Source organism: Streptomyces sp. NPDC088910, assembly GCF_044749865.1.
Classification (GTDB): Bacteria; Actinomycetota; Actinomycetes; order Streptomycetales; family Streptomycetaceae; genus Actinacidiphila.
Genome location: NZ_JBIVIV010000015.1, coordinates 84687 through 97767, shown reverse-complemented (window position 1 = coordinate 97767; position 13081 = coordinate 84687). Strand labels below are relative to the sequence as shown.

The window sequence follows — 13081 nt, the reverse complement described above, 5'->3', positions numbered from 1 at the left end:
GATGTTCGTGACATTCGCGACAGTCAGAGTCCGCGCACGGCGCCGCCCGCCTCCTTCGGGCAGTCGGGCCCCGCGACGGTCCTGCTGGTCGAGGACGACGACGGCGACGCCCTGCTCGTCGAGGAGTACCTCGCGCTGAGCGACGCCGCGACCCAGGTGGTCAGGGCGAGCAATCTCGCCGAGGCGCTGGAGCTGCTGGCCCGCCGCGCCGCGCCCGAGTGCGTCCTGCTCGACCTGCACCTGCCCGACGCCTTCGGCGTGGACGCGGTGTCCCGGCTGCTGAAGGACGCGCCCGGCGCGGCCGTCGTGGTGCTGACCGGTCTGTCGGAGGAGGACGCCGGGCTCGCCGCGGTCGCCTCCGGCGCCCAGGAGTACCTGTCCAAGAGCGCCCTCGAACCCCAGTCGCTCAGCCGCGCCATCCGCTACGCCGTCCAGCGCAAGCAGATCGAGCGCGCGCACGTGGCGCTGCGCGAGAGCTCCATGCGGGCCGAGGAGAACGCCCGGCTGGAGCGCGGGCTGCTGCCCACCCCGCTGCTGCGCGGCGACGACTGGCAGGTGACCACCCGCTACCGGCCGGGCCGCGACCACGCGCTGCTCGGCGGCGACTTCTACGACGTCGTGCAGACCGAGGACGGCACGGTGCACGTCGTCATCGGCGACGTGTCGGGGCACGGCGCGGCCGAGGCGGCCCTGGGCGTGTGCCTGCGGGTCGCCTGGCGGTCCTTCGTCCTCGCCGGCACCCGCGGCGCCGAACTGCCCGGCATGCTGGAGCAGATGCTGGTCGCCGAGCGCGCGGGCGAACACGTCTTCGCCACCCTCAGCTCGCTGGAGTTCGCCCCCGACCGCACCACCGTCAAGATCGTCAGAGCCGGGCATCCGGGGGTGCTGCTGCGCCGCGGCGCCGACGTCCAGTGGTGGGAGCCGGCGTACGGGCCCGCGCTCGGGCTGCTGCCGGGGCAGGGCGTCTGGCCGGTGACGACCGAGACGCTGGACGGCGCGTCCGTGGTCCTGTTCACCGACGGCCTCTTCGAGTGGCGGTACGGCGACGGGCCGGAACGGCTCGGCGAGGACGGGCTGTTGGAGCTGGCCCGGAAGAACGGCGCACTGCCCGCGGAGGCGTTCGTCGACGCCTTGATCAACGCGGCCGAGACGGCGACGGCGGGGCGCGGCGGTCTCGAGGACGACGCGGCCGTGATGCACGCGGGATGGCGGGCGAGGTCATGACGGAACACCCGCCCGTGTCGGGGCCCGGTTCGGAGCCGACGGAACCCTCGGCGCCCGCGCCGGAGCCGACGCCTCAAGCCGCTGCCGGGGCCGCGTCCGCTTCAGGGACCGCGCCCGCTCCCGAGACCGCGCCCGTCGCCCAGTCCACGCCCGATCCCACGCCAGTTCCGGAGTCCGCGTCCGTGCCGCATCCCCCGACCGACCCGCCGCCCGTATCCGAGCCTGAGGCCGTATCCGAGTCCGTATCCGAAGCCGGGCCCGTGTCCGAGAGCGCGCCCGTACCCGGGCCGCGGTCCGAGTCCGGTCCCGACGTCGATCCCGGCCCCGACGTCGAACCCGCTCCGGACGTCGATCCCGCGCAGGATACCGATCCCGCGCCCGACGTCGTGCCCGCCCCCGTACCCGCTCGCGGGCAGAAGGCCCCCCGGACGAGGTCCGGCTTCCGGCCGCGCGAGAAGGGCCGGATCACGGTCCAGGGCGCGTTCAACCTCGTGCTCGGCGGGATGACGCTGCTCGTCCTCGTCTTCGCGGTGATCGGCGCGCAACTGCTCGCGCACACCACGTCGATCTCCGACCACCTGGCCAACCGGGTACAGCCCGCACGGGTGGAGGGGGTGCGGTTGCAGACCGCGCTGCTGGACCAGGAGACCGGCGTGCGCGGCTATGTGCTCACCCATTCGACGGAATTCCTCCAGCCCTACACCGAGGGCCTCGCGGACCAGAAGACGATCACCGCCAGGCTGCGCCCGCTGATCAGCGGCAACAAGCGCGCCTCCGCCGACCTGCTGGCGCTGGAGGAGGCGGCCGACCGCTGGCGCACCACGTACGCGCTGCCGCTCATCGAGCACGCCCGCGAGGGCCTGCCCGCCTCCGCCGACACCTCGCTGCTGGACAGCAGCAAGCGGGGCTTCGACACCGTACGCACCCAGTTCACGATCCAGGACACGCATCTGAAGGAAGACCGGCAGCACAGTCAGGATCAGTTGCGGCGCGTGCGCAACGAACGCGACGCGGTGTTCCTGGCGATGCTGGCCTGCTTCCTGGTGGCCATGGTCTTCCTGGCGCTGCTCCTGCGCCGGATCGTCGGCCTGCCGCTGGGGCGGCTGCGCGACGACGCGCTGCGGGTCGCGGGCGGCGACTTCGACACCGGGATCGAGCCCAGCGGCCCGGCCGATCTGCGGGTGCTGGCCGAGGCCGTGGAGGCGATGCGCAGCGGTATCGCGGGTGCGCTGGCCGAGGCGCACGGCCAGCGCGGACTGCTGGCCGCCCAGGCGGCGGAGCTGACCGAGCAGGCCGAGGAACTGCGCCGCTCCAACGCCGAGTTGGAGCAGTTCGCCTACGTCGCCTCGCACGACCTCCAGGAGCCGCTGCGCAAGGTCGCGTCCTTCTGCCAGCTCCTGGAGAAGCGCTACCGGCACGCGCTGGACGAACGCGGCGTGCAGTACATCGACTTCGCGGTCGACGGCGCCAAGCGCATGCAGATCCTCATCAACGACCTGCTGGCCTTCTCGCGGGTGGGCCGGGCGCAGGACGACCACCGGCCGGTCCAGTTGGAGAACACGCTCGACCAGGCGCTGTACAACCTCGCGGAGCGGCTGGAGGAGTCCGGGGCGCGCGTCGAGCGGCCCGCCGTGCTGCCGGACACCGTCGGCGACGCGACGCTGCTGGCCCTGGTCTGGCAGAACCTGATCGGGAACGCGATCAAATTCCGTTCCCCCGACCGGCCGCCGGTGATCACGGTGGAGTCGGGAACCGCCCCCGACGGCACGCTCGTCTTCAGCGTCACCGACAACGGCATCGGCATCCAGGAGGAGTTCAGCGAGAAGGTCTTCGTGCTCTTCCAGCGGCTGCACAGCCGCAACACCTACGAGGGCACCGGCATCGGCCTCGCCATGTGCCGGAAGATCATCGAGCACCACGGCGGGCGCATCTCGGTGGACAACGAGTACACCGGCGGCACCCGCATCCGTTTCACGCTGCCCGCCGGGGCAGAAGAGTCACCTGACCAGGCGGCGGCGCCTGGCATCGAGGGAGCAGAGGGAGCACCGCGCGTATGAGTCAACCCGTACAGCCGATCGAGGTCCTGCTGGTCGAGGACGACGCGGGCGACGAACTGATGACCCGGGAGGCGTTCGCCGACAACAGGATCGGCAACACCCTGCACGTGGTCCGCGACGGCGAGGAGGCGCTGGACTTCCTCTACCGGCGCGGCGCCCACCAGGACGCGGTGCGGCCCGACTTGATCCTGCTCGACCTCAACCTGCCGAAGTACGACGGGCGTCAGGTGCTCGAGATGATCAAGGGCGACCGGGACCTGGCCATGATCCCGGTGGTGGTGCTCACCACGTCCGCCACCGAGGAGGACATCCTCCGCAGCTACAAGCTGCACGCGAACGCGTATGTCACCAAGCCCGTCGACGTGGAACAGTTCATCAGCGCGGTGCGGCAGATCGACGACTTCTTCCTGTCGGTGGTACGGCTGCCCGGCCGCTGAGCGGCCCGCGGGCGGCGCGTCCGCGCAGGGTCCGTACGGCTCCGCGCGTCCACCTGTACGTCTCGCCACGCGTCTCGTCTGTCAGTACGGCCAGATCGGGGGGTCCGTGCAGAACGGGCCGCCGAGGTTGGCGTGCGCGGGATTGTCCGGGTCCAGCTCGCCCTGCTCGGCGATGAGCTTCGCGGCGAACGGCTCCGAGTCGTCCCGCGGTTCGTACCCGAGCGCGCGGGCGCCCGAAAGGTCCCACCACAGGCGGGTGTTGGCGGAGCTGCCGTAGACGACGGTGTGCCCCGTGGTCCCGGCGCTGAGCGCGGCGTGGAAGAGCCGGGCGCCGTCGGCCGGGCTCATCCAGACCGACAGCATGCGGACCGACGTGGGTTCGGGGAAGCAGGAGCCGATGCGTACGGAGACGGTGTCGATGCCGTGCAGGTCCGCGTAGAGCTGCGCCAGGTCCTCGCCGAAGCACTTGGAGAGCCCGTAGTAGGTGTCGGGGCGGCGCGGGGTGGTGATCGGGATCAGCGCCTCGTCCGGCACCGGGGAGCCCTGCGGCCGCGGGGTGAAGCCGACGGCGTGGTTGCTGGAGGCGAAGACGATCCGGCGGACGTTCTCCTCGCGGGCGGCCTCGTAGAGGTGGTAGGTGCCCTCGATGTTGCCGCGCAGGATCTTGTCGAAGGAGGACTCCAGCGAGATCCCGGCGAGGTGGATGATCGCGTCGACGCCGCGCACCGCCTCGCGCAGCGCGTCCCGGTCGGACAGGTCCGCGGTGATCACCCGCGTGCCGTCGGGCGCCCCCTCGACCGGACGGACGTCGAACAGCCGCAGGTCGTATCCGTACGACGGCAGCAGGCCGCGCATGAGGGTGCCGAGGCCGCCTGCGGCGCCGGTGAGCAGGACGGTGCGGGGAGCGGGCATACGGGGTCTCCGTGTCTGGCGGGGGCTTCGCTGACCTCAGGGGTCACTGTAGACGGCTGACGTCCGCCGTGGGTATGTCCATGGACGACGTTCAAGTATATGGACGTTTCCTGGCGGTGGACGCGGGCGGCGCGGGGGCTCTTGGAGGTGCCCGTCGGCTTGACCCGCCCAGGTCACCTCGCCTAGCGTGGCAGCGTTCATGAATATAGACATGGATCAGATGAGCGCACAGACCTCAGGGGGAACCCGATGACCTCACCCGCCCTCGCCGAGCGCCTCGACGGCCTGCTGTTCTTCCCCGTGACGGCCTTCGGCCCGGACGGCGCTCTCGACCTCGACGCGTTCCGCGCGCATGTGCGCGCCGGGGTGGAGGCGGGCGCCGCCGCCGTCTTCGCGTGCTGCGGCACGGGCGAGTTCCACGCACTGTCCCCCGAGGAGTTCCGCGCGTGCGTCGCGGCGGCGGTGGAGGAGGTCGCGGGGCGGGTGCCGGTGGTGGCCGGGGCCGGATACGGGACCGCGCTCGCCGTCCAGTACGCCCGGCTCGCCGAGGAGGCGGGCGCCGACGGCCTGCTCGCCATGCCCCCCTACCTCGTCGTCCCCGGCCAGGAGGGCATGCTGCGGCACTACGCGGCGCTCGCCGCGGGCACCGGCCTCGATGTCATCGTGTACCAGCGCGACAACGCTGTCTTCACCCCCGAGACGGTCGTCGAACTCGCCAAGGTGCCCAACATCATCGGCCTCAAGGACGGCCTCGGCGACCTCGACCTGATGCAGCGGATCATCAGCGCGGTCCGCACCGAACTCCCCGGCCAGGACTTCCTCTACTTCAACGGCCTGCCCACCGCGGAACTCACCGGCCTCGCCTACCGCGGCATCGGCGTACTCCTCTACTCCTCCGCGGTCTTCGCCTTCTCTCCCGAGATCGCCCTCGCCTTCCACAAGGCGCTCACCACCGGCGACGACGCCACCGTCAACACGCTGATCGACGGCTTCTACCGCCCGCTGGTCAACCTCCGCAACCAGGGCCGGGGTTACGCCGTCTCGCTGGTCAAGGCGGGGGTCCGGATGCGCGGCCTGGACGTCGGCGAGGTCCGCCCGCCGCTGTCGGAGCCGTCCGCCGCGCACGTCAAGGAACTGGCCGACCTGATCGAGCAGGGCCTCGCGCTGCTCGGCGACCGCTGAACGGGCCCCGGACATGCCGACCATGAGGACTTCCGCCTTCGTCTACCCCTGGGACGTCGTGGGCGACCCCGAGGCGGCCGAACGGATCGCCGCCCTCGGCGTCCAGCAGGTCACCCTCGCCTCCGCCTACCACTCCACCCGCGCGCTGACCCCCCGTCACCCCCGGCACCGGATTGTCACCGCGGAACACTCCGCCGTGCTCTACCCGCCTGACGAACAGCGCTGGGAGGGAAGGGAGTTGCGGCCCTACCCGGCCGGGAGCTGGGCGAGGGACGGGTCCGGGTCCGGGTTCGGGTCCGGGTCCGGGGACAGGGGCGGGGTCGGGGTCGGGGCCGGGGATTTCGACCGGGACGGCGGCGGGGACGCCTTCGGTACGGCGGCCCGCGCGCTGGCCGCCGCCGGGCTCGACGTCCACACCTGGGTCGTGCTCGCCCACAACTCCCGCCTCGGCGCCGAGCATCCGGCCACCTCGGTGGTCAACGCCTACGGCGACCGCTACCCGTGGGCGCCCTGCATCGCCCAACCGGCCGTCCGTACCTACCTGGTGGACCTCGCGGCGGAGGCCGCCGTACGCCCCGGCGCGGGCGGCACCGAACTGGAGTCCCTGGGCTGGTACGGCCTCGCCCACCTGCACGCCCACGACAAGATCGCCGGGGTGCCGCTCGGCGACGCCGCCCAGTACCTGATGTCGCTGTGCTTCTGCGCGCACTGCCGGGACGGCTACGCCGGGCTCGGCGCCGATCCCGCCGACGTGGCCGCCGCCGTCCGCCGCGCGCTGGCACCCGTCTTCGAGGGGGACGCCCCGGGCGACGCCGCCGGGCTCCCGGCGATCGAGAGGCTGCTCGGCGCGGAGTTGACGGCGCTCACCCTCACCTGGCGTACGCAGACGGCCGGTTCGCTCCAGGAGCGGGCCGTGGCCGCCGTACGGGCCGCCGCCGCGCCCGGCTTCCAGGTGCTGATGCACGCCGACCCGGCGCCGTACCGCTGCGGCGCCAACGCGGGCGTGGAACCGGCCCGCGTCCTGGCCCACGCCGACGGGCTCGTCCTGCCCTGCGCCGGCGGTCCGGCCGCCCGCGAGGCGATGCTGACCCCGCTCGTGCCGCACCGCCGCGAAGGCACCGTACTGGCGGCGAACCTCACCGTCGTCTCCGGCATGGGCGGCAGCCCCGGCACGCTCGCCGAGGACGCCGCGCACGCCGCCGCGCTCGGCGCCACCGAACTGCGCCTGTACCACGCGGGCCTGGCCTCGGACGCCGACCTGAGGGCCGTGCGGTCGGCGTTGGCCTGAGGCACGGAGCCTTCGCGGGCGCGCGCCGACGGCACGCGCCGACGACGGGCCCGCGCGGCGCGGGCCCGCCGGGGGCGGGCGGGAGCACGAGACGGGCCGGGGCGCGGCGATCATGGGGGTACCGCCGCGCCCCGGAGCGTCACCCTCAGGTGAGGCGGGAGGGCTGTGCGTACTCAAGTCGCCACCGGGGCACCGGAGGTTGCCGCGTATGACGCGAATATTTCCGGCGGGCTACGGGAGCCGTCCGGTCAGAATCCGCCGTCGACCGACGACGTGCCGTCGGGCCCGGTCCAGCGGGCGGTGTACGTGTCGCCGCCGGTGGCGCGGGCGCCCGCCGCGTGGTTGAACTGGCCCGAGAACGTGTACGTGCCGGGCGCCAGCGTGTTGTCCGCGTCGAGCGTCCAGCGGTAGACCAGCTCCGCGCCCTCCACGGTCACCGTGGGGTTCGTGCCGCCCGAGACGGAGGTCCACGAACCGGTGCTGCTGACGCCTTCGGTACGGGCCACGCGCAGTTCGACGCTGAGCGTCGTGAGCGGCTTGCCGGTGGTCAGCACCACATCGCTTTGCGTCCAGTAGTCGTTGCTCGCGCTGTCCACCGAACCCCGCGCGGTCAGCGTGCCGTTCCGCGCGGTCTCGACCGAGCCCGGCGCGCCGCCGTCGATGCCCGAGGTGGTGGCCGCCGACGACGGGGGAGTGCCGGTGGGGGAGGACGCGCCGCCGGACGGCGTGCCCGTGGGACGCGTACCGCCGGTGCCGCCGTGGCGGCCGGACGGGTGCGACGACGCGGCCGGTGAACGCGGCTGCGCGGCGGGGGAGTCGGTGCCGACCGGGCTGGAGGTCGCGGAGTGCGTGACGCCGGGCCCGCCGGAGGTCACCACGGACTGCGTCGGCTCGCCGTTGCCGGTCACGGCGCCGACCGCGAGGCCGCCGAGGCCGATCGCGCCCGCGACGGCCGCCGTCACCGCGGCGATCCGCATCCACGGCGCCCCGGTCCCGCCGCCGTGCCCGTCGGACCGCCCGCCGGTGCGCGACGGCTCCGCCATCCCGTGCCCGGCCATGTCGCGTTCCGCCATGCCCTGTTCGACCCGCGCCAGCATCCGCTCCCGGTCCGGCCGGTGGGACCCGGCCGCGTCCCGCAGCCGTTCCGGCAGCTCGGCCCTGTCGGTCCTGTCGGCCATCACACTCCCCGTCCCGTACGAGTACGAGCCGCAGGACCCGCCGCACCCATGATGCGCGCCGCGCCGGGGCCGGTGACGACCGGGCCCGAGGCGCCGGGGACGGCGGGGCCGGGAACAGGGCCCGCACCGCCGGGGGCGCCCGCGCACGGCACCGTACCCGCGCCCGGCACCGTAGCGGCACCCGGCGCCGCCCGCACCCCGTCGCCCGCGGCCGGGTCCGGCTCGGCGCCGCCCGTCCGCGGCGCCAGCAGCCGCTCCAACTCCGCGACGCCGCGCGACGTCTGGCTCTTCACCGTACCCACCGAGATGCCGAGCACCGCCGCCGTGTCCCGCTCCGACAGGTCGAACGCGTGCCGCAGCACCACGCACGCCCGCTTGCGGAACGGCAGCCGCTGCAACGCCTCGCGCACGTCGAGCACCGCCGGTACGTCGGGACCGTCGGTCCGGTCCTGCGGCTGCGACCAGAACAGCGCGATCCGTCGCCGCTCCCGTACCGCGCTGCGAATGCGCGAGCGGGCCAGATTGGTCACCACACCGCGGGCGTACGCGACCGGGTGGTCGGCCGCCCGCACCCGGTCCCAGTGCCGCCACATGGCGACCAGGGCGTCGGCCGCGAGATCGTCGGCCGCGTCCGCCTCACCGGTCAACAGGTGTGCCAGACGCGCCAGTTCCGCGTAGTGCTGCTCGAAGAACGCGTGGAAATCAGCGGCGGCGTCGGCGTCGTCGCCGATGGCTGTGCCCACGGTCACCTCTTCCTGCCCGGACCTCCCCGCCACGGCGCGGCGTGAGCGTAGCAGCGGTGGAAGGCCATGGGCAGAGGTCGGGAAACAGCACTTCGGCGACGGGCGGCGAACCCCGGATCAGCAGGCCGACTGACGGCTCGTCATGTCAGGGCGCAGCGCTGTACCCGGGTGACGATCTCCAGGTCGAAGGGGCCGCCGGAGGTCTCGGGACGGGACGTCAGATAGTCCCTGATCCGCCCCACCAGCGCCTCGCGCTCGGCGGGTTCGAGCACCAGGACGTGGGAGTGGGTGGCGACGGTGGCCAGCAGCGAGTCGACCGTCTGCGGCTGCCGGTGCGGGAACTCGCCGTGTTCGACGGGCGTGAAGCCGGTGTGCCGGTCGATGCCCTTGCCCGGCCGCCAGTCGATGTACGACACCCGGCTCGCCGTCACCGTGTTGAGCCCGGCGATCCACTCCACCCGGTCGTCGTCGGTGTTCCACAGCGCGCCCAACGTGCCGCCGGGCCGCAGCACCCGCGCGATCTCCGGCATCGCCCGCTCCTGGTCGAACCAGTGGAACGCCTGCCCCACCACGACCGCGTCCACCGAGGCGTCCGCCAGCGGGATCTCCTCCGCGCCGCCCGCCAGCGCCGTCACCGACGGCAGCAGCCGCTCCAACTCCGCGCGCATGCCGGGGTCCGGCTCCACGGCGGTGACCCGGTGCCCGAGCGCCACCAGTGACTGGCTCAGCTTGCCGGTGCCCGCGCCGAGGTCCAGCACGTCGAGCGTGCCGCGCTCGTCGTCGGTCGCGTGCAGCGCCCACCGCACGCCCGCCACCGGGTAGTCGGGCCGGTGCGCGGCATAGGCGGCGGCCTCGGCGCCGAAGGAGGAGGCCCGGCGGGCGAACATCTGGGTATCGGATTCGCGCATGCCACCGACCCTACGACGCCGACCCTACGACGCCGGCCGTACGACCGTCAGAGGCGGCGCGTGGCGAGCAGCAGGCGGTCCCGCGCGTCGAAGAGCGTGTCCTTGATCATCTGCTCGTGCCCCGGCGTCAGCCGGGCCACCGGCACCGAGCAGCTCACCGCGTCCCGCGCGGGCGTGCGGTACGGGATCGCGATCCCGAAGCAGCGCAGCCCGAGGGTGTTCTCCTCGCGGTCGACGGAGTAGCCCTGTTCGCGGATCTGGGCCAGCTCCTCGATCAGCTTCTCGCGGTCGGTGTGGGTGTGCTCGGTCAGCGGCTCCAGCGTCTCCGGCAGCAGCTTGCGCACCTGCTCGTCGGTGTACGTGGCCAGCAGTGCCTTGCCGAGCGAGGTGGAGTGCGCGGGCAGCCTGCGCCCGACCCGGGTGAACGGCCGCAGGTAGTGCTGCGACTGCCGGGTGGCCAGGTAGACCACGTTGGTGCCGTCGAGGCGCGCGAGGTGGATGGTCTCGCTGGTGTCGTCGGACAGCCGGTCGAGCGTGGGCCGGGCGGCGGCCACCACCTCGTCACCGTCGATGTACGAGGTGCCGACCAGCAGCGCGCGCACGCCGATGCCGTACCGCGTACCGGTGGCGTCCGTCTCGATCCAGCCGAGGTCGACCAGGGTGCGCAGCAGCATGTACAGGCTGGACTTCGGGTACCCCACCGACTCCTGCACGGCGGCCAGGCTGTGCATGCCGGGGCGGCCCGCGAAGAACTCCAGCAGTTCCACCGTGCGGACCGCGGACTTGACCTGGGAACCGGCTCCCTCGGCAACAGCCATCGCGTACGACCCCTCTAAGACGTTCGTGGTGCTCGTTCAGTCGTGCTCGTGTGTGGTGCGTGTTCGTCGTGTCTGTCTGTCGTGCTCGGTTGTCGTGACCGTTCGTCGTGCGTGTCCGTCGTGCGTGTCCGTGCGCGCGCCGTGCCCGGCGCCCGCCTTGTCCGGCCGGGCCCGTGGACGTAGGCTCCGGACGATCGGTGATTCATATCTGAAGACGTTGTTCAGTATAGAGAACGATGCCGTCGTGCAGTACGGAAATGTGGAGGTTCTTCCGGTGGCAGTACCAGTCTGGAGCGTCGACCCCCGAACCGGGAAGCAGCGGGAGCAGGTCGCGGTGGAGGCCACGGCCGACGAGGTCGACGCCGCCGTGCGCGCGGCGGCGACCGCCGTTCCCGCGCTCGCCGACCGCAGCGTACGCTCCCGCCTGCTGCGCGGCGCCGCCGGGCTGCTGGAGGACGAGGGCGCGGCGGTCATCGCGGCGGCCGACGCCGAGACCGCGCTCGGGCTGCCCCGCCTCACCGGTGAACTCGCCCGCACCGCCTATCAGTTGCGCGCGTTCGCGGATGTGGTCGACGAGGGCGGCTATCTGGACGTGATCATCGACCACGCCGATCCGGCGGCCCAGCCCGTCCCGCGCCCCGATCTGCGCCGCTACAAGATCCCGCTCGGCGTCGTCGCCGTCTACGCGGCCAGCAACTTCCCGCTCGCCTTCTCCGTACCCGGCGGCGACACCGCCAGCGCGCTCGCGGCCGGGTGCCCGGTCGTGGTCAAGGCGCACCCCGACCACCCCGCCACCTCCGCGCTCTGCGCCGACATCCTGCGCCGCGCCGCCGTCGCCGCGGGCCTGCCCGCCGACACCGTCGTCCTGCTGCACGGCTTCGAGGCCGGGGTCGAGCTGGTCAAGCACCCGCTGGTGGCCGCGGCCGGCTTCACCGGCTCGGTCCCCGGCGGACGCGCCCTCTACGACGCCGCCGCCGCACGGCCGCGCCCGATCCCCTTCCATGGCGAACTGGGCAGCCTCAACCCGGTCGTCGTCACCGAGGCCGCGGCGGCCGAGCGCGCCGAGCAGATCGGCACCGGGCTCGCCGGTTCCTTCACCCTGGGCGTCGGCCAGTTCTGCACCAAGCCGGGCCTCGTCCTGGCCCCCGGCGGCGAGCACGGCGACCGGCTGGTGGCCGCGCTCACCGGCGCCGCCTCGGACGCGGGCCCCGGTGTGCTCCTCGACGCCCGCATGCGCGACAACTTCCTCAAGGGCGTCGCCGCCCGCGCCGCCCTGCCCGGCGTCGAGACCCCCGTCACCGCGGGCGACGGCGGCGAGCACGCGGTGCGGCCCGGCTTCGTCACCGTCGCCGCGGCCGACCTCACCGAGCAGGGCGCGTACGACCTGCTCCTCGAGGAGTGCTTCGGGCCGCTGACCGTCGTCGTACGGTACGGGTCCGCCGCCGAACTGGCCGCCGTGCTCGACCGGCTGCCGGGCAGTCTCACGGCGACCGCGCACCTCGGTACGGAGGAGGCCGGGCAGCCCGGCGGCGAGGCGGCGGCGCTGCTGGCCCGGCTCACCGGCCTGGCCGGGCGCGTCCTGGTCAACGGCTGGCCGACCGGTGTCGCGGTGGCCCCCGCCCAGCACCACGGCGGCCCCTACCCGGCCACCACCTCGACCTCCACCTCCGTCGGCGGCACCGCCATCGAGCGCTGGCTGCGCCCGGTGGCGTACCAGGACACCCCGCCCGCACTGCTGCCGCCCGAGCTGGCCGACGCCAACCCGCTGGGCGTCCCGCGCCGGGTCGACGGCGTCCTGGTCAGGTGATCCCCGGGGGCACGTCGGTACGGTGCCCCGGGCCGGACTGACCCCGAGGTCTCGTACGGTGCCGCCGGACGGGACCTCGGGGCACGCCTTAGGGCGCGTCCGTGAGATGGGCCAGGAGCACGGGGACGTGGCTGTGCTCCGGGTCCTTCACCGCCGTCAGCAAGGTGACGCTCCCGGCGCGCGCCTGCTCGCGCAGCCGCTGGGTGGCGGGGACCTGCTCGGGACCTGCCAACTCGGCCCGGTAGCGCCGCGCGAAGTCCGCGTGGCGGTCCGGGTGGGCGTGGTACCAGGTGCGCAGCTCGGCCGACGGCGTGAGCACCTTGCACCAGTCGTCCACCGCCGCCCGCTCCTTGGACACCCCGCGCGGCCACAGCCGGTCGACCAGCACGCGCAGGCCGTCCCCGGCGTCCACGTCGTCGTAGATCCGCCGCACCCGGAAACCCGTCGCCGCGCCCGCGTCCTTCGCCATCCCGTCCGCCTCTCCGCTCCGTCTCACCCCTTCCAGTCCACGCCTCCGGCCGCCGATC

At 73.6% G+C, this 13081-nt stretch carries 11 protein-coding genes and 1 pseudogene; 6 read left to right on the top strand and 6 right to left on the bottom strand.

Annotated features, from left to right (window positions below; translation table 11 throughout):
* The first annotated feature begins 12 nt into the window (after positions 1-12).
* From ACIP4Z_RS29750 to ACIP4Z_RS29740, 3 genes are all read left to right on the top strand, one after another.
* Positions 13-1224 carry a SpoIIE family protein phosphatase gene (locus ACIP4Z_RS29750; RefSeq protein WP_355334674.1) on the top strand — a complete coding sequence of 404 codons (1212 nt, stop codon included), beginning with the start codon at positions 13-15 and terminating at the stop codon, positions 1222-1224.
* Positions 1225-1484: 260 nt separating this feature from the next.
* Entirely contained in the window at positions 1485-3281 is a 1797-nt protein-coding gene (locus tag ACIP4Z_RS29745) for an ATP-binding protein (RefSeq protein WP_401313292.1), read from the top strand.
* Positions 3278-3718: a response regulator gene (locus tag ACIP4Z_RS29740; RefSeq protein ID WP_355333804.1), complete on the top strand. Its 441-nt coding sequence runs from the start codon at positions 3278-3280 to the stop codon at positions 3716-3718. The genes ACIP4Z_RS29745 and ACIP4Z_RS29740 overlap by 4 nt, the downstream gene beginning before the upstream one ends.
* A gap of 81 nt (positions 3719-3799) precedes the next feature.
* Here ACIP4Z_RS29740 and ACIP4Z_RS29735 read toward each other — a convergent pair whose 3' ends face one another.
* Positions 3800-4630 carry an NAD-dependent epimerase/dehydratase family protein gene (locus ACIP4Z_RS29735; protein WP_391159679.1) on the bottom strand — a complete coding sequence of 277 codons (831 nt, stop codon included), beginning with the start codon at positions 4628-4630 and terminating at the stop codon, positions 3800-3802.
* A gap of 249 nt (positions 4631-4879) precedes the next feature.
* On the opposite strand from ACIP4Z_RS29735, the gene ACIP4Z_RS29730 reads away from it, so the two are divergent.
* Positions 4880-5812 carry a 5-dehydro-4-deoxyglucarate dehydratase gene (locus ACIP4Z_RS29730; protein ID WP_401313287.1) on the top strand — a complete coding sequence of 311 codons (933 nt, stop codon included), beginning with the start codon at positions 4880-4882 and terminating at the stop codon, positions 5810-5812.
* Positions 5813-5834: 22 nt separating this feature from the next.
* Complete coding sequence (locus ACIP4Z_RS29725; protein WP_401313284.1) at positions 5835-7100, top strand: hypothetical protein; 1266 nt, start codon at positions 5835-5837, stop codon at positions 7098-7100.
* Between the two features lie 248 nt (positions 7101-7348).
* Here ACIP4Z_RS29725 and ACIP4Z_RS29720 read toward each other — a convergent pair whose 3' ends face one another.
* From ACIP4Z_RS29720 to ACIP4Z_RS29705, 4 genes and pseudogenes are all read right to left on the bottom strand, one after another.
* A complete protein-coding gene (locus ACIP4Z_RS29720) occupies positions 7349-8278 on the bottom strand; it encodes a hypothetical protein (RefSeq protein ID WP_401313281.1) in 930 nt (309 codons plus the stop codon).
* A gap of 235 nt (positions 8279-8513) precedes the next feature.
* Positions 8514-9021 (bottom strand): annotated as a pseudogene (locus ACIP4Z_RS29715) (SigE family RNA polymerase sigma factor); the annotation flags it as partial.
* 140 nt (positions 9022-9161) lie between these two features.
* Positions 9162-9929: a class I SAM-dependent methyltransferase gene (locus tag ACIP4Z_RS29710; protein ID WP_401313278.1), complete on the bottom strand. Its 768-nt coding sequence runs from the start codon at positions 9927-9929 to the stop codon at positions 9162-9164.
* Positions 9930-9976: 47 nt separating this feature from the next.
* Positions 9977-10747 carry an IclR family transcriptional regulator gene (locus ACIP4Z_RS29705; RefSeq protein WP_355333788.1) on the bottom strand — a complete coding sequence of 257 codons (771 nt, stop codon included), beginning with the start codon at positions 10745-10747 and terminating at the stop codon, positions 9977-9979.
* Between the two features lie 274 nt (positions 10748-11021).
* On the opposite strand from ACIP4Z_RS29705, the gene ACIP4Z_RS29700 reads away from it, so the two are divergent.
* Positions 11022-12554, top strand: coding sequence for an aldehyde dehydrogenase (NADP(+)) (locus ACIP4Z_RS29700; RefSeq protein ID WP_401313275.1), 1533 nt, complete (start codon positions 11022-11024; stop codon positions 12552-12554).
* Between the two features lie 88 nt (positions 12555-12642).
* Here the strand turns inward: ACIP4Z_RS29700 and ACIP4Z_RS29695 are convergent, their stop codons facing one another.
* The gene (locus ACIP4Z_RS29695) at positions 12643-13023 is read right to left on the bottom strand and encodes a DUF488 family protein (protein ID WP_391044287.1); all 381 of its coding nucleotides are present in this window, start codon (positions 13021-13023) and stop codon (positions 12643-12645) included.
* Positions 13024-13081: the final 58 nt, after the last annotated feature.

Bases quoted from the DNA above. Each gene is read 5' to 3' on its own strand.
- ACIP4Z_RS29695 (WP_391044287.1), bottom strand. From the start codon at position 13,023: ATGGCGAAGGACGCGGGCGCGGCGACGGGTTTCCGGGTGCGGCGGATC.
- ACIP4Z_RS29735 (WP_391159679.1), bottom strand. From the start codon at position 4,630: ATGCCCGCTCCCCGCACCGTCCTGCTCACCGGCGCCGCAGGCGGCCTC.
- ACIP4Z_RS29725 (WP_401313284.1), top strand. From the start codon at position 5,835: ATGAGGACTTCCGCCTTCGTCTACCCCTGGGACGTCGTGGGCGACCCC.
- ACIP4Z_RS29740 (WP_355333804.1), top strand. From the start codon at position 3,278: ATGAGTCAACCCGTACAGCCGATCGAGGTCCTGCTGGTCGAGGACGAC.
- ACIP4Z_RS29710 (WP_401313278.1), bottom strand. From the start codon at position 9,929: ATGCGCGAATCCGATACCCAGATGTTCGCCCGCCGGGCCTCCTCCTTC.
- ACIP4Z_RS29705 (WP_355333788.1), bottom strand. From the start codon at position 10,747: ATGGCTGTTGCCGAGGGAGCCGGTTCCCAGGTCAAGTCCGCGGTCCGC.
- ACIP4Z_RS29730 (WP_401313287.1), top strand. From the start codon at position 4,880: ATGACCTCACCCGCCCTCGCCGAGCGCCTCGACGGCCTGCTGTTCTTC.
- ACIP4Z_RS29720 (WP_401313281.1), bottom strand. From the start codon at position 8,278: ATGGCCGACAGGACCGACAGGGCCGAGCTGCCGGAACGGCTGCGGGAC.